The 15,708-nt window shown below is 72.4% G+C and carries 13 protein-coding genes; 6 read left to right on the forward strand and 7 right to left on the reverse strand.

Features of this window, described 5'->3' with window-relative positions:
- Positions 1-1,162, reverse strand: a 1,162-nt coding sequence (locus ESG85_RS19245) for an IS110 family RNA-guided transposase (protein WP_128980783.1), incomplete at its 3' end; no start/stop codon positions are given.
- 212 nt (positions 1,163-1,374) lie between these two features.
- Between ESG85_RS19245 and ESG85_RS19255 the strand changes: the two genes are divergently transcribed.
- The gene (locus ESG85_RS19255; RefSeq protein WP_128980889.1) at positions 1,375-2,613 is read left to right on the forward strand and encodes a cytochrome P450; all 1,239 of its coding nucleotides are present in this window, start codon (positions 1,375-1,377) and stop codon (positions 2,611-2,613) included.
- Between the two features lie 153 nt (positions 2,614-2,766).
- Here the strand turns inward: ESG85_RS19255 and asnB are convergent, their stop codons facing one another.
- The 5 genes from asnB to ESG85_RS19280 all read right to left on the reverse strand — a co-directional run bounded on the left by asnB (position 2,767) and on the right by ESG85_RS19280 (position 7,920).
- Complete coding sequence (gene asnB, locus ESG85_RS19260) at positions 2,767-4,608, reverse strand: asparagine synthase (glutamine-hydrolyzing) (protein ID WP_128980891.1); 1,842 nt, start codon at positions 4,606-4,608, stop codon at positions 2,767-2,769.
- A gap of 38 nt (positions 4,609-4,646) precedes the next feature.
- The gene (locus ESG85_RS19265) at positions 4,647-5,144 is read right to left on the reverse strand and encodes a hypothetical protein (RefSeq protein ID WP_128980893.1); all 498 of its coding nucleotides are present in this window, start codon (positions 5,142-5,144) and stop codon (positions 4,647-4,649) included.
- Positions 5,141-5,479 (reverse strand): ferredoxin, encoded by a 339-nt coding sequence (locus tag ESG85_RS19270; RefSeq protein WP_128980895.1) that lies wholly within the window; start codon positions 5,477-5,479, stop codon positions 5,141-5,143. The genes ESG85_RS19265 and ESG85_RS19270 overlap by 4 nt, the downstream gene beginning before the upstream one ends.
- Complete coding sequence (locus ESG85_RS19275; protein ID WP_164986274.1) at positions 5,476-6,678, reverse strand: cytochrome P450; 1,203 nt, start codon at positions 6,676-6,678, stop codon at positions 5,476-5,478. Before ESG85_RS19275 ends, ESG85_RS19270 begins: the two co-directional genes overlap by 4 nt.
- A 210-nt stretch (positions 6,679-6,888) precedes the next feature.
- The gene (locus ESG85_RS19280; RefSeq protein ID WP_128980899.1) at positions 6,889-7,920 is read right to left on the reverse strand and encodes a methyltransferase; all 1,032 of its coding nucleotides are present in this window, start codon (positions 7,918-7,920) and stop codon (positions 6,889-6,891) included.
- 267 nt (positions 7,921-8,187) lie between these two features.
- On the opposite strand from ESG85_RS19280, the gene ESG85_RS19285 reads away from it, so the two are divergent.
- Genes ESG85_RS19285 through ESG85_RS19295 form a run of 3 tightly spaced genes read left to right on the forward strand, consistent with a single transcriptional unit; the run spans position 8,188 to position 11,259 of the window.
- On the forward strand, positions 8,188-8,985 hold the full coding sequence (locus tag ESG85_RS19285; protein WP_128980901.1) for an SDR family NAD(P)-dependent oxidoreductase: 798 nt from the start codon (positions 8,188-8,190) through the stop codon (positions 8,983-8,985).
- On the forward strand, positions 8,985-10,166 hold the full coding sequence (locus tag ESG85_RS19290; RefSeq protein WP_128980903.1) for a methyltransferase: 1,182 nt from the start codon (positions 8,985-8,987) through the stop codon (positions 10,164-10,166). Before ESG85_RS19285 ends, ESG85_RS19290 begins: the two co-directional genes overlap by 1 nt.
- A 28-nt stretch (positions 10,167-10,194) precedes the next feature.
- Positions 10,195-11,259, forward strand: a complete 1,065-nt coding sequence (locus ESG85_RS19295) for a methyltransferase (protein ID WP_164986275.1) — start codon at positions 10,195-10,197, stop codon at positions 11,257-11,259.
- A 62-nt stretch (positions 11,260-11,321) separates the two neighbouring features.
- Here the strand turns inward: ESG85_RS19295 and ESG85_RS19300 are convergent, their stop codons facing one another.
- Complete coding sequence (locus ESG85_RS19300) at positions 11,322-11,846, reverse strand: MarR family winged helix-turn-helix transcriptional regulator (protein WP_128980907.1); 525 nt, start codon at positions 11,844-11,846, stop codon at positions 11,322-11,324.
- Positions 11,847-11,978: 132 nt separating this feature from the next.
- Here ESG85_RS19300 and ESG85_RS19305 point away from each other — a divergent pair, with 132 nt between their 5' ends.
- Together ESG85_RS19305 and ESG85_RS19310 are read left to right on the forward strand one after the other, a co-directional pair.
- A complete protein-coding gene (locus ESG85_RS19305) occupies positions 11,979-13,715 on the forward strand; it encodes an MFS transporter (RefSeq protein WP_128980909.1) in 1,737 nt (578 codons plus the stop codon).
- A 286-nt stretch (positions 13,716-14,001) separates the two neighbouring features.
- A complete protein-coding gene (locus ESG85_RS19310) occupies positions 14,002-15,657 on the forward strand; it encodes an FAD-dependent monooxygenase (protein ID WP_128980911.1) in 1,656 nt (551 codons plus the stop codon).
- Positions 15,658-15,708 lie beyond the last annotated feature (51 nt).

Raw genomic sequence — 15,708 nt, forward strand, 5'->3', positions numbered from 1 at the left:
GGTTGTCGCGCAGGAGGGCCCACAGGACGCTGGCTCGTCGGCGGGCCAGGGCGATCACGGCCTGAACGTGCTTGCAGCCCTCGCCGCGCTTCTTGAGGTAGAAGTCTCGGTTCGGTCCCTCGCGGATGATGCTGGTCTGCGCGGACATGTAGAAGACCCTGCGCAGGCGGCGGCTGTAGCGCTTGGGCCGGTGGAGGTTGCCGGTTCGGCGGCCCGAGTCGCGTGGGACTGGCACCAGCCCGGCCGCGGAGGCGAGATGGCCGGCATCCGCGTAGGCCGCAAGGTCACCTGCAGCGACGATGAACTCGGCGCCGAGTATGGGGCCCATGCCGGGCAGGGACTCGATGATCTCGGCTTGCGGGTGGCTGCGGAACGTGTCGCGGATCTGCTTGTCGATCCGCTTGAGCCGGTCGTCCAGGTCCAGGATCTGCGTGGCCAGGTCGGCCACGATCTGGGCGGCGACGTCCTCACCCGGCAGGGCGGTCTGCTGGGCCTGGGCGGCTTCGAGTGCGGTTGCCGCGACGGCGTCGGCGCCGCGCACACTGCGGTTGGCGAGCCAGGCCGTGAGCCGCGCCCGGCCACGTCGGCGGATGGCGGCTGGGGTCTGGTAGCCGGTCAGCAGTACCAGCGCACCTTTGTGGGCGGAGTAGTCGAAGGCCCGTTCCAGGGCGGGGAAGACACCGGTCAGCACGTCGCGGAGTCGGTTGATCATTCGCACCCTGTCGGCCACCAGGTCGGTTCGGTGGGCGGTCAGCAGGGCAAGGTCCGCGGCGAGTTGGGCGGGCACTTCGATGGTGGCGAAGTCCCGGCGGTGGCGGGCGGTTTCCGCGATGACGTAGGCGTCGCGGGCGTCGGTTTCGGCCTCGCCCCGGTAGGCGCCGGACATGCGGTTGACCGTGCGGCCGGGCACGTAGACGGCCTGCTGGCCATGGGCCGCGAGCAGGGCAAGCAACAGCGCGGAGGACGTACCGGAGATGTCCACCGCCCACTGGACTTCGTCGGCCAGCTCCAGGATTTCGCCGAGTGCGGTCAGGATCTCCGACTCGTCGTTGCCGATCTTCTTCGACCACAGAGTCGCGCCGGTTTCGTCGACCACCGCCGCCCAGTGATGGCCCTTACCGGCGTCGATGCCGACCCAGACCCGGGCCCGTCGCTCGTTCACTCGCCCCTCCTCGTTCCGCACGGCGTGCCGTCGGCCCAAGGAACACCCCGCTGTCATCTCCGTAATCAGCGACCGCACAAGGCGCGCACATCTCAATCAGCAGTCAGGGCGCCCCGGAGAACCGGGCGGCCACTCCTGAGAAGCCACTGAAGGCAAGAACCCATAAGCCACACCCGGCCCTCCCGGGCCACCAAACAACTTACGGAGGACCCATGACCGCCGAGAGCACCGACACCGCCGGGCGCACCGACACCGCCGGGCGGGCCGAGCGGACCTTTCCGCTGCCCGTGCCGGATCCGCTGGAGCCCGCGCCCGCCTATGCCGAGCTGCGTGCCACCGAGCCCGTCGCCCCGGTGACGCTGCCGACCGGGCACCGGGCCTGGCTGGTGACCCGCTACGAGCACGTACGGCAGGTCCTCGCCGACCCGCGGTTCAGCAAGGCGGCGCTGACCGAGCCCGACGCGCCCCGGCTGCTGCCGGTCGCCAAGGGCTCCAAGTCCCTGTTCACCATGGACCCGCCGGAGCACACCCGGCTGCGCAAGCTGGTCGCCCGCGCCTTCACCGCCCGTCACATCGAGCGGATGCGTCCGCACGTCAAGGAGATCACCGACCGGCTGCTCGACGGCATGGCCGCCGACGGCGCGCCCGCCGACCTGATCGCCCACCTGGCCCAGCCGCTGCCGATCACCGTCATCTGCGAGCTGCTCGGCGTGCCGCTCGCCGACCAGGACCGGTTCCGGGTCTGGTCCGACGTCATGCTGTCCGTGTCCGCCCACTCGCCCGACGCGGTCATGGAGGCCCGGCGCGGCCTCAACGGCTACCTCGGCGAGCTGATCGCCGCCAAGGCGAAGGAGCCCGCGGACGACCTGCTCACCCATCTCATCGAGGCCCGCGAGGAGGACGGCGACCGGCTCTCCGAGGAGGAGCTGCTGGCCTTCGGCCACACCCTGCTCGTCGCCGGATACCACGCCACGACCGGCGAGCTGGTCGGCGCGCTGATCACGCTGCTGCGCGAGCCGGATCTGTGGGCGCGGCTCGTCGCCGACCGGAGCCTGGTGCCGGGCGCCGTGGAGGAGCTGCTGCGCTTCTCGGTGGCGGGCGGCGGCGCCGGCGCCATGCGCATCGCGACCGAGGACGTCGAACTCGGCGGGGCCACGATCCGCAAGGGCGACGCGGTCCTCCCGGCGATCACCTCGGCCAACCGGGACGAGCAGGTCTTCGCGGCGGCGGAGCGGGTCGACCTGGAGCGGGAGAGCAACCCGCACCTGACGTTCGGCCACGGACTGCACCACTGCCTGGGCGCCCAGCTCGGCCGGATGGAGCTCCAGCTGGCGCTCGAAGGCCTGCTCGACCGCTTCCCGGGACTGCGTCTCGCGGTGCCGACCGACGAGCTGACCTGGGTGTCCGGGATGGCGTTCCGCCGGCCGGCGCGGCTCCCGGTGGCCTGGTGACGCACCCACAACCGGGCCGTACCACCCCCAGGGCACCCGCCCCGCACCCCAGCGGGGCGCTCGCCCCCCCCGCACCATCTCGCCCCCCCGCACCATACGGAAGCTCCCCCGTCCGGCCCGGACGGGGGAGCTTCCGTGTGCTGCGGCCGGTGCTCAGACGGCCAGGTCGAGCCCGTACGACGCGATCCACTCGTCGAGGTGCAGCGCCATGTCGATCTCGATGCGGGTCAGTCCGGCCGCGGCCGTCGGGTCGCGGCGCACGTCCTCCACGACCGTCGGGTTCAGCAGCGGCAGCACGGCCGCGTCGCCGCCGGCCACCAGCTTCGCGAACCGCTCCTGGACGTAGCGGTCGTAGGCGGCGTCGTTGGAGATCGGGTAGCCCGTCTTCGGACGGTTGAGCACCGCCTCCGGCAGCAGGTCCTTCGCCGCCGCCCGCAGCAGGCTCTTCCACTGACCGTCGAAGGTCTTGAACTCGAACGGCGCGTTGAAGACGTAGTCCTGCAGCCGGTGGTCGCAGAACGGCACCCGGACCTCCAGGCCGACGGCCATGCTGAGCCGGTCCTTGCGGTCGAGCAGGGTGCGCATGAAGCGGGTCAGGAAGAAGTACGTCGACTCCCGGAACTGCCGGGCCCGGCCGCTCTCCCCGGGCATCCGCGGTACCGCGGCCGCCGCCTGCCGGTACTGCTCCGCCTGGTAGCCGCGGACGTCGACCCGGGTGGTGACCGGGCCGAACAGGGCCGGCATGCCGAGGTTGTGGGCGAGGCTCCACGGCAGGGTGCCGGGCTGCCCGTACTCGGGGTGGTGGAACCACGGGTAGCCGCCGAACAGCTCGTCCGCCGACTCGCCGGTGAGCGCCACCGTGGACCGTCCGCGGATCGCCCGGAACAGCAGGTACAGCGAGATGTCCATGGAGCCCGGGCCGGCGATGAGCACCGGCCAGTCGAGCGCCTGGACCACCGCGCGGCGGGTCGGGGCGTCGATCATCTCCGCGTTGCCGAGCAGGATGTGCCGGTGGTCGGCGCCGACGTGCTCGACGACCTGCCGGACGTACGGCGAGTCCGCGGTGGGATGGGTCAGGTCCGGCTCGAAGTTGTCCAGGTAGCCGACGAAGTCGACGTCGAACGAGCGGACCTTTCCGCTGCCGTCGCGCCGCTTGGCGAGCGACGCCAGGGCGGTGAGCGTCGAGGAGTCGAGACCGCCCGACAGCATCGTGCACAGCGGGACGTCGGAGACGATCTGCCGGGTGACGATGTCCTCGAGCAGCTCGCGCACCGTGCGGATGGTGGTGGGCAGGTCGTCGGTGTGCTCGTGCGCCTCCAACTGCCAGTACCGGCGCAGCCGGTGGCCGTCGCGGTTCACCCGCAGCACGTGCCCCGGAGCCAGCTCGGGCATCCCGGCGATCACGCCGGCGCCCGGCGCCTTCACCCCGCCGAACAGCTCGCGCAGCCCGTCGGCGTCGACCGTGCGGCTCGCCCGCGGATGGGCGAGGATCGCCTTCGGCTCGGAACCGAACAGCACCCCGCCGCCGGGCAGCAGCTGGTAGTACAGCGGCTTGATGCCGACGCGGTCGCGCACCAGGAGCAGCTCCTCGGTGCGCGCGTCCCAGATCGCGAAGGCGAACATGCCGTTGAGCCGGTCGACGAAGTCCTCGCCCCACTCCAGGTAGGACCGCAGCACCACCTCGGTGTCGCTGCGGGTGGTGAAGCGGTGCCCCTTGAGGACGAGTTCCTCCCGCAGCTCGCGGAAGTTGTACACCTCGCCCGCGTACGTCAGGGCCGCCTGGACCCGGCCGCCCTCCTCGGCGACCATGGGCTGCCGTCCGCCCTCCAGGTCGATGATGGCGAGCCTGCGGTGGCCCAGTGCGGCGTGCGGAGCGATCCACACGTCGCCGGCGTCGGGGCCGCGCAGGGTCATGGTCGTCGTCATCTCCCGTACGACGGCGGCCTCCTGACGCAGATCACGTGCGAAGTCCACCCAGCCGGCGATGCCACACATGCCAGCACTCTCCTTTGCTCTGTCCCGGCCGCGGCCGGTCAGCCGTCGACACCGAACCGGGTGCCGACCGCCGTGGACTGGACTTCCATCAGGACGTTCCCGCCGGCGTCCAGGGCCTGGCCCGTGCCGGTCGAGACGAAGCCGCCGTCGGGGCGGAACCGCGCCGTGTGCCGGATCCGCAGCTCGCTCAGCAGGCCGCCGTCGGCGTCCGACCGCAGGCCGCGGGTCACGTACACGAAGCCGTCGCCGGTCGGCTCCCAGGTGCCGATGCCGGTGTGGGTGTGCCGGTGGGTCTGCAGGATCAGCTGCCCGTCGGAGCCGAACGAGTAGTGCGCGTGCTCCACTTCGGGCACGCCCTCGATGGTGACGGTCACCGACCAGCTGCCGACCGGCGACGGTCGCCGGCCCTTGGGGCGGTGGTGCCCGCGGCCCTCGTCGTGCGCCACGGCCGGGGCCGCGGAGCCCACGGCGAGCGCCGAACCGAGGAAGCCGGCCCGTCTGAGCAGGGAACGGCGGGTGCTGCGCTGGGGTGTCATGGTCGTGCCTCTCTCGTCGCGCCTTCCGCGGCCGCCTCCCGGGCGGCCTCGACCGGCCGGCCGGTCGCCAGGTCGGTCAGGGTGATCGCCTCGGCCGGGCAGGCCTCGACGACCTCGATCAGCTCCGGGTCGGGATCGACCGGCTCGGCCGCGGGCCGGGTCCGGTGGTCCTCGCCCACGGAGAAGTACCGGGGTGCCGCAGCGGCGCAGATCCCGCTGCGCCGGCAGGACTTGTGCACGGAGATCCGCCACTGCCCGCCCGTCGCGCGCTGTCCGCCCGTCGTGGCCGGGGTGCCCGTCGCGTCCCGGCCCGTGACGGCCGTCTCCCCGCTCACCACGTCACCGGCAGGTTGACGAGGGCGCGGGCGGTGAGCCCGGTCTTCCAGGTCAGCCAGTCGGACCGCACCGCGAGCCGCAGCGTGTCCGGCACCCGCTCGATGAGGGTGCGCAGCGCGATCTGCATCTCCAGGCGGGCGAGCTGGGCGCCCAGGCAGTGGTGGATGCCGTAGCCGAAGGACAGGTGGACGTTCGGGGCGCGTTCGACGTCGAAGCGGTCCGCGTCGGCGAAGACGTCCTCGTCGTGGTTGGCGGAGCCCAGCGAGGCGATCACCGCCTCGCCCTTCCTGATCACGGTGTCGCCGATCGTCAGGTCCTCGGTGGCGACCCGCAGCTGGGTGCCGGTGAAGACGAACGGGTTGAACCGCAGCAGCTCCTCGACCGCGCCCGGGATCAGCTCGGGCTTCTTGCGCAGCAGCTCCAGCTGGTCCGGGTGGTGCAGCAGCGTGAACAGGGCGGTGCCGAGCGAGTTGGCGGTCGACTGGTGCCCGACCGTCATGATGATCATCGCGAAGTCCAGCAGCTCCTCCTCGGACAGCTGCTGCCCCTCGTCGCGGGCGTGCACGAGCACGCTCAGCAGGTCGTCGGCGGGCTCCTGGCGACGCTGCTCGATCAGCTCGCGCAGATAGCCGATGATCGAGCCGCGGGCCTCCTTCACCTCCTCGACGCTGTGGCCGCCGAGGCTGAAGATGACCTCGCTCCAGGCGTGCAGCCGGTCCACGTGCTCGTACGGAACGCCCAGCAGCTCGAAGATCACCTTGATGGGCAGGCTGAGCGCGTAGCAGGACATCAGGTCGACCGGGCGGGGAGCGACCAGGACCAGACGGATCTGCTCCTCGGCGAGCTCCTCGATGCGCGGGCGCAGCGCCTCGACCCGGCGGGCGGTGAAGGCCTGCATCACCAGGCGGCGCAGCCGCGAGTGGTCCGGGGCGTCCATGCCCAGGATCGTCTTCGGGCCGGGCGTGGTGTTGCCCATCCTCGGTGCCTCCGGCGCCTCGGCGGCGGCCCGGCTGAGCCGCGGGTCGACCAGGGCGGCGCGCACGTCGGCGTAACGGGTCAGGAGCCAGGCCCGGTCGCCGGTGGGCAGCGTCACCCGGGCCACCGGGGCCCGTTCGCGCAGCCGGCGGAACTCCTCCGGCGGCTCGAACGTGTCCGGCGCCGGGAAGGGGAAGGCCGGCGGTGTCTCGTCGATCGACATCGGAATCCCTTCGTGTGCGGGGGAGAGGGCGGTGGTGCGACCGGCGCGCCGGCGGCCCCTCCTCATGGAGCGGGTGGGAGCGGGGAGCGGGGGAGCGAGGAGCGAGGAGCGGGGAGCGGGGAGCGGGGAGCGAGTGGACGGTGCGGCAAAGCGCGCGCGGGCAGCCCCTCCGTCGCGAAGACCCGGAGGCGCCGCCCGTCACGCGTGGGGTTACTTCTTGATGCCGGCCACGAGGATGTCGTTGGTGTCGAGCAGCTGGGCGGAGGTCTCCGCGAAGCCCGCCTCGGCCATCCAGGAACGGCAGTCGTCGACCCGGTACTCGGAACCGCCGTGCGTGACGACCAGCATGGTGAGGCTGGTCAGCAGGTTGTTCAGCGGGCTGAGCTCGTCGTCGAGCATGGGGTCGTAGACGAGCAGCGTGCCGCCCGGCTTCAGGGCGTCGTACGCCGACTTGATGAGCTGCTTGCGGCGCTCCGGCGACCAGTCCTCCAGGACGTGGCCGATGATCACGACGTCGGCGGTCGGGACCGGGTCGGCGAAGAAGTCGCCGCCGTGGAAGGCGATCTTGTCCTTCAGGCCGAGGCCGCCGATGTGGTCCTCGTACGCCGGCTCGACGGCCGGCAGGTCGAAGACCGTGGCCTTCAGGTGCGGGTGGGCGTCGATCAGGGTGGCCGCCAGGTTGCCCCGGGCGCCGCCGACGTCCGTGACGGTCTTGACCTTGCTCCAGTCGAAGGCCTTGGCGAGCTCCGGTCCGACGGCCCAGTTGAGCGCGTCCATCATGGCGACGAAGTCCCGCATCTGCTCCTCGGAGCGGTACAGGTGCTTGAACATGTTGTCGTCGCCGTGGCCCTCGATCTGGGACTCACCGGTCTTCAGCGACTCGGTGAAGCCTCCCCAGGCGCCGTACAGCACGCTGTTGGAGCGGCTCAGGAAGCGCCCGACGTACGTCCGCCGGCCCTTGACCAGGTGGGTGTCGGCCGCCGCGGTGTTGCCGTAACGGCCGTTCTCGCGCGACAGCAGGCCCAGCTTGACCAGGGCGTTGAGGAACTCCCGGGCGCCGCGCTCGTGGAGACCGAGCTTGGTCCGGATCTCCTCCTCGGTGGCCGGCCCGCTGTCGCTCAGCACGGTGAACAGGTCGAGCTCGTTCGCGGTGAGCAGGATCTTCGCGCTGCCGAACGCCATGCCGAGCTGGATGATGCCGTTCAGGTCCAGGGATCCCTGCTCTTCACGGGTCTTGGTCATGCGCCGGTTCCTTTCCGGTGGTGTCGTGGCCGCGCCCGGTCTGGTGTGCACGCCCGGTGAACAGTCCGGACGTGGTGAGCACGCCCGGTGAACTATCCGGACGGGACCTCAATCCGAACTGGATTCCCGATGGACCGGCACTCGGGGCGAATCGCTCGAGTGACACTCCAGCCGCGATCTCCAAGCTGGGGTGCGGTGCCCGCGTGTGCGCGGCGCGGGCCCTGACGTGTCGACACCGGCGCAGCGCCGGAAAGGACGGGAGTTGCCATGGAACTCGGCCTGAAGGACAAGGTCGTACTGCTCACCGGCGGCAGCGGCGGCATCGGCCGCCCGCTCGCCCGCGCCTTCGCCGACGAGGGCGCCAAGGTCGCGCTGACCTATCTGAGCCGGGTGGAGAACGCCAAGGCGGTGGCCGCCGAGATAGCGGACGCCGGCGGGCAGGCGCTGCCCGTACACCTCGACATGACCGATCCCGCGTCCGTGCGCCGCGCGGTCGCGGAGGTCACCGAGGAGTGGGGCGGCATCGACGTCCTCGTGGTCAACGCCTCGGCCTCCGGCGGCCCCAGCCCGTACGCGCCCGCCTTCGACGAGATCCCGGCCGAGCGGTGGCTGCCTCCGCTGCGGGCGGAGGTGGAGGGCGCGTTCCACACCGTCCAGGCGACGCTTCCGGTGATGAAGCCGCGCGGCGGCGGCCGCATCGTGTTCATGTCGGCGGCCATCGTGCAGCGCGGACTGAAGGGCGCGGAGGGCTACGCGGCGAGCAAGTCGGCCCTGCACGGCCTGAGCCGCACGCTCGGCACCGAGCTCTTCGAGCACGGCATCCTCTCCAACGTCGTCGCTCCGGGACCGGTGGTGACGGAAGGCCTCCTGGAGAAGCTGCCCGAGGAGGTGCGCGGCCGGGTCGCCGGACTCGACAGCGAAGGCGCCCGCGCCGCGCTGAACAAGGCCATGCCGTTCCTGCACTTCTCCACCGTCGAGGACGTCGTCAACGCCACCCTCTTCCTCGCCTCCTCGGCCAACGGCAACATCACCGGCAACGTCCTCTACGTCGACGGCGGGCACTGATGGCCGCGACCGGACGGGACGGCGCCTTCAGCCCGCTGGGCGCGCTGCAGGAACTGCGGCCGTTCCAGTGGTCCGCCGGCCTGGTGGCCCGCGGGATGGCCGAGCTGCGGATCGCCGACGCGGTCGGCGACGGGCGGCGCACCACCGACGAGATCGCCGAGGCCGTCCGCGCGCACCGGCCCAGCCTGGAGCGCTTCCTGCGGGTGTGCGAGCTGCACCGCCTCGTCGCACCGGCACCGGCACCGGCACCGGCGCGGGAAGCGACAGGGGCGGTGACGCCGGAACCGGCACCCGACCCGGGAGCTCCGTCAACACCGCCACCCGCGGCGACGCCCGCGTCGCCACCCGCGTCGCCACCCGCGGCGACGCCCGCCGGGGCCGGAGGCGTCCGCCGCTGGGAGCTGACCCCGGCCGGCCACCTGCTGCGCTCCGACGTGCCGAACCTGCGCGGCTTCAGCATCGCCGTCAACGCGCCCGGCATGACCCGCCCCTGGGAGCTGGTCGCCGACGTCGTCCGCACCGGCCGCCCGGCCACCCGCACGGTCTGGGGCATGGACCACTGGGAGTACTACGCGGCCAACCCCGACGAGGCCCGGAGCTACGCCGAGACCTGCGCCTCGCTCTCCGTCGAGGCGGCCGAGGCCCTCGTCGCCAGCTGCGACCTGGCGGAGGAGCGGGAGATCGTGGACGTCGGCGGCAGCCCCGGCACGGTGCTCGCCCGACTGCTCCGGGAGGTCCCCGGCGCCCGCGGCGTGCTGCTCGACCTGCCCTGGGCCGTCGGCTTCGCGCGGGAGACCTTCGAGAAGGACGGCCTGACCGGCCGCGTGGAGCTCGTGGCCGGCGACTTCCGGCACGAGGTTCCCGCCGGAGGCAGCCTCTACCTGCTCAAGAACGTGCTGTGCGACCTCGACGACGAGGCGGCCGCGCAGCTGCTCGCGAACTGCGCCAAGGCCGCGGACCCGGGTGGCCGGCTGGTGCTGCTCGACTGGGAGTACACCGAGCACTCCTCCCACGTCCACGCCAACGACGTGGAGTTCATGGTGCTCACGGGCGGCCGGGCGCGCACCGAGGACCAGTACCGCGAGCTGCTCACGGCCGCCGGCTTCGCGCACTGCCGCCGACTGCCGCTGGTGGGCCACGAGCGCGCGCCCATCGCACTGATCGAATCCGTTCGGGCCTGAAGGCCCTCGCCGAACAAGGTGGTTGATGATGTCAGCTGATCCGGCAGTGGACCGGGTGGACGCCTGCGAGGGCGCGCCCGTGATCGGCCCGCCGCCCGCCCAGGCCGTCGCCGAGCTGGGCTGGGGCATGTGGGCCAGCGCCGTGGTGCAGGCGGCGGCCCAGCTGCGGCTCGCGGACGCGGTCGGCGACGAGCCGGCCTCGGTCGAGGAGATCGCCGCCGCGGTCGGCGCGGACGTGCCCGCGCTCACCCGGCTGATGCGGGCCCTGGTGGGCTTCCGCATCTTCCGCCAGGCCGCGCCCGGCCGTTACGCGCACACCGAGATGTCGCGGGCGATGCGCTCGGACGCGCCGGGCTCGGTGACGGACATCATGCTCACCGGCTCGCACTGGGGCTGGGAGATGTGGGGCAAGCTCGCCGAGAGCGTCCGTTCGGGGCGGTGCGCCTTCCAGGAGACGTACGGCAAGGACCTGTTCACGTACTTCCACGAGGACGACAACGCGGCCGGCGAGATGTGCCTGAACGGGTACGCGGCGCAGTCCCGGGCGATGAACCCGGGCGTGGTCGCGGCCCTCGACCTGGCCGGTGTGGAGACCCTGTGCGACGTCGGCGGCGGGCACGGCAGCCTGCTGAAGTCGCTGCTCGAGGGAAATCCGCACGTCAGGGGCGTGCTGTTCGACCGGCAGCACGCCATCTCCGCGGCGCTGCCCGAGCTGCGCGCGGGCGGCCGGCTGGGCGACCGGACCGAGCTGGTCACCGGCGACTGCTTCGAGGGCGTGCCCGAGGCCGACGTGTACGTGATCCGCCAGGTGCTGCACATGTGGGACGACGACGCCTGCCACACGGTGCTGACCAACTGCCTCAAGGCGGGCCGTCCGGGCGGGCGCGTGGTGCTGCTCGAACAGCTCGTGGCGGATCCGCCGGAGACTCCCTGGGACGCCCTGATGGACCTGCACATGCTGCTGGTGATGGGCGGCTGGGAGCGGACGGCCGAGGAGTACGGCGCGATGTTCGAGCGGGCCGGTCTCGCGTTCGCCGGGGTGGTGCCGAGCGGCACGCCGCTGCGTCTGGTGGTCGGCCGAATACCCGGGTGACGGGGCGGCGGCTGGTGCGTACGCTCGTGACGCACCAGCCCGCAACCGCCCGTACCGGGGCCCTACTTGGCCGCGGCAGCCCGCTTGGAGCCCTTGGCGGCGCTCTTGCCGGCCCGGAGCTTCACCGCCTCGTCGTGCGTGATCGGCGCGGCGGACCGGACGAAGTCGAGAACCGTCTCCAGCTCGCCCTCGGTGAACCGCTCGCACAGCTCGGCCAGCGAACTGCCGAGCGATTCGAACAGTGGGAAGACCTTCGCCTCCAGATTGGGCATCGGCGTGACGAGGACGCGCCGACGGTCCTTGGGATCCCGGTCGCGGCGTACGTGACCGGCCGCCTCCAGGCGGTCGATGACCCCGGTGATGGCTCCGGTGGTCACGCCGTTCTCCTCGGCCAGCTGCCCGGCCGCCATCGGGCCGCGGGCCACCAGCGCTCCCAGGCAGTTCAGGTCGAGCACGCTCAGCCCCAGCCGGTCGGCGACCGCCTGGTGGAAGAGCACCGAACGGCTCACCAGGGTGCGCAGTTCCTGGTCCACGGCCGCGGCCAGCTGTGCCCGATCCACATGCTCCGCACGTTCCGCGCTTGACATACGCCCCGTCCTTCCAGTTACCTTGCCTCATCGTTATCTCAGCAACTAAGATAACGAGCCAGAAAGACTCCTGCCTAGTAAGCATCCGAGTTGCTGAGTGTCCGGCCAGTCTAGATCAAAGAGAGGTGCACCATGCCGAACCCGTCCGCGGCATCCCCGCCCGTCGAGGGGGACCCGAAGCGCAAGGTCGCACTGGTCGTGGTGCTCTTCGCCGCGTTCATGGACCTGCTCGACTCCACGATCGTCAACGTCGCCATCCCGTCGATCCAGACCGACCTCGGCACCGGATACGCCACCGTCCAGTGGGTCGTCGCCGGCTACCTGCTGTCCTTCGCCGTCCTGCTGATCCTCGGCGGGCGCCTCGGCGACATGTACGGCCGCAAGAAGCTCTTCCTCACCGGCGTCGCCGGCTTCACCGTGGCCTCCGCCCTCTGCGGCTTCGCCGGCAGCCCGGGCATGCTGGTCGGCGCCCGCGTCCTCCAGGGCGCCATGGCCGCGCTCATGGTGCCGCAGGTGCTCTCCATCATCACCGCGGCCTTCCCGCCCAAGGAGCGCGGAGCCGCCCTCGGCGCCTTCGGCGGCGTCGCCGGTCTCGCCACCGTCGGCGGCCCGATCATCGGCGCCCTCCTGATCGACGCCGACCTGTTCGACACGGGCTGGCGGATGGTCTTCCTGATCAACCTGCCGGTCGGCATCCTGCTCTTCCTCGCGGCCTCCGCCGTCATCCGCGAGTCCAGGTCGCCCGAGTCGATCAAGCTGGACGTCGTCGGCACCCTGCTGCTCACCGCCGGACTCCTGCTGCTGCTCGTCCCGCTCGTCCAGGGCCGTGAACTCGGCTGGCCGCTCTGGTCCTTCGTCTCCATGATCGCCTCGGTGCCGGTGCTCGCCGTCTTCTGGGCGCACCAGCGCCGGCTCGGCGACCGGGGACGGCCCGGCCTGATCGTGCCCTCCATGTTCCGCAGCCGCTCCTTCACCGCCGGCATCATCGCCAACACGGTGTTCTTCGCGGTCACCATCGGACACTTCCTGATCTTCATCCTCTTCCTGCAGAACGGCCTCGGCTTCTCGGCCCTGCGGGCCGGCCTCACCGGAGTGCCCTGGTCCTTCGGCGTCAGCTTCGGCGCGGCCTTCTCCGCCACCGTCCTCACCGCCAAGCTCGGCCGCAAGGTCATGGTCATCGGAGCCGTCCTGCTCGCCGCCGGCCTGGCGGGCATCTCCCTCACCGTCCAGCTCCGCGGCGACGAGATCGGCTCCTGGTCGCTGCTCCCGGCCCTGCTCGTCGGCGGCCTCGGCATGGGCATGATCATCGCGCCGATCCTGGACTTCATCCTCACCGACGTCCCCGCCGAGCACGCGGGCTCCGGCTCCGGTGTCGTCAACGCCTTCCAGCAGGTCGGCGGCGCCCTCGGCATCGCGGTCATCGGCGCGATCTTCCTCGGCTTCCTCGGCGGCTCCGCCGACACCGCCGCCAAGGACGCCGGCGGCCGGCTCGGCACCGCACTCGTCCAGACCCAGGTCTCCGAGGACCAGCAGCACCGGATCACCGACGCCTTCGAGACCTGCTTCACCGAGCGCACCAAGGCCAAGGACCCGACGGTCGAACCGGCCTCCTGCGCCCCGCTGACCCAGGTCACCGACCCGCAGGCCGGCGCCGCCATCGGCGCGGCCGCCCAGGACGCCCGCCGCGAGGTCTTCTCCACCGCCCTGCAGCGGACCATCTACGCCCAGATCGGCCTGACCGCCCTGGTCCTGCTCCTGGTCCTGCTCTTGCCCAAGCAGGCCAGGCACCACGACGAGGCCTGGGAGGAGACGCCGGAGCAGGGCAACGAGCCCTCGGGCCCGGGCGTGGCGGAGCCCCGTACGGCCTGAGCACCAGCGACAGACCAGCACCACCCGATCGATCCAGCGTCACCCGCACGGCCTGGGCACCGCCCGCCGTTCCGGACGGCCGCGACCCCTCGGCGGCCGTCCGGACGGACCGGGGCGACGGCCGGCCCCGGCCGGAGGCCGGCCCCGCACCGCCCGCACCGCCCGGACCACCCGCACTGCCCGGACCACCCGCACCACCCGCACTGCCCGGACCACCCGCACTGCCGGACCACCAGCACCCCGTACCGCCCGCACCCGACCGATCGTCCCGAACGGAGAGGTACCCATGACTTCCGCTCCCACCGAGCAGACGCCCGTCCTGATCGTCGGCGGCGCCGTGGTCGGCCTGTCGACCGCGCTGTTCCTGGCCCGCCGCGGCATCCGACCGCTGCTCGTCGAGCGCCACCCCGGCGCCCTCGGCCACCCGCGGGCCCGCATCCTCAACCCCCGTACCGTCGAGGTCTTCCGGGCCGCCGGCCTGGAGGAGGAGATCTTCGCCGACCGCTCGCTCACCTCGGAGCTCAGCGAGAAGCTGATGGTCCGCGCCGAGACCCTGGCCGGCCCGGAGATCTTCTCCGCCCCCATGCAGGACGAGGCGCCCGAGCTCACCTCCGAGGTCACGCCCTGCACCTGGTGCTCCATCGACCAGGACAAGCTGGAGCGGATCGTCGCGCAGCGCGCCGCCGAACTCGGCGCGGACCTGCGCTGGTCCACCGAACTCGTCGGCTTCGAGCAGGACGAGGACGGCGTCACCGCGACCCTCCGCGACACCGGCACCGGCGCCGAGACGACCGTACGGACGCAGTACCTGATCGGCGCCGACGGCGTCCGCAGCGCCGTGCGCGAAGCCGCCGGCATCGCCGTCGAGGGCCCCGGCACCCTGATCCACACCGTCAGCGTCGTCTTCAAGGCCGACCTGACCGAGCCCCTGCGCGGCCGCGACCTCGGCCTCGGCTACTTCGACCAGCCCGACACCGGCACCCTGCTCATGCCGCTGGACGGCTCCCGCTGGGTGTTCTACACGCCCTACCACCCCGAGCGCGGCGAGCGCCTGGAGGACTTCGACGAGGCCCGCTGCGTCGAGGCGATCCGCGCCGCGATCGGCGTCCCCGACCTCGCCGTCGAGGGCCTCGAGGTCCAGGTCGAGAAGACCGGACAGAAGATCCTCGGCTTCGAGATCTCCGCCGGACTCGCCGCACGCTACCGCCGGGGCCGGGTCCTCCTGGTCGGCGACGCCGCCCACACCATGCCGCCCACCGGCGCGTTCGGCGCCGCGACCGGCATCCAGGACGCCGACAACCTCGCCTGGAAGCTCGCCTCCGTGCTGCACCGCACGGCCGGACCCGGACTCCTCGACTCGTACGAGGCGGAGCGCCGCCCCGTCGCCCGCTTCACCATCGACTACGCCCTCGCCGAGCTCCAGGAACGCTCGCACGACGGCGAGTCCGACGGCCGCCCCAGCTACGCGGCCGCCATCCTCGGCCAGCTCTACCCGGGCGGCGCGCTGCTCCCCGAGGACGGCGACACCACCGAGGACGGCACCGCCCTGCCGCCCGCGCTCGACCCCCGCGTCCTCGGCCGGCCCGGCACCCGCGCCCCGCACGTCACCGTGCGCTGCCGCGGCAAGGAACTGTCCGCCCTCGACCTGTTCGGCGAGGCGCCCGTCCTCCTCACCGGCCCCGACGGCACCGGCTGGGAGCACGCCGCAGGCCCGGCCGCGCAGAGGCTCGGCATCGACCTCGACGTGTACCGGATAGGCGGCGACTTCGTCACCGACCCGGCGGGCGACTGGGCCTCGCGGTACGGCGTGGACGCCGACGGCGCGGTGCTCGTACGCCCCGACGGCTACGTGGCCTGGCGCTCGGCCGGCGCGGCCGGCCAACCGCAGGCCCGCCTCGAAGAGGTCCTCGCCCAGGTCCTCGACCGCGCCCCGCACGCCTGACCCGCGCCCGCCGCCTGACCCGCGCCGCCCTCCGTACGACACCCACCGCAC

It is taken from the genome of Streptomyces roseicoloratus (assembly GCF_004117935.1).
In the GTDB taxonomy this organism is placed as follows: domain Bacteria; phylum Actinomycetota; class Actinomycetes; order Streptomycetales; family Streptomycetaceae; genus Streptomyces; species Streptomyces roseicoloratus.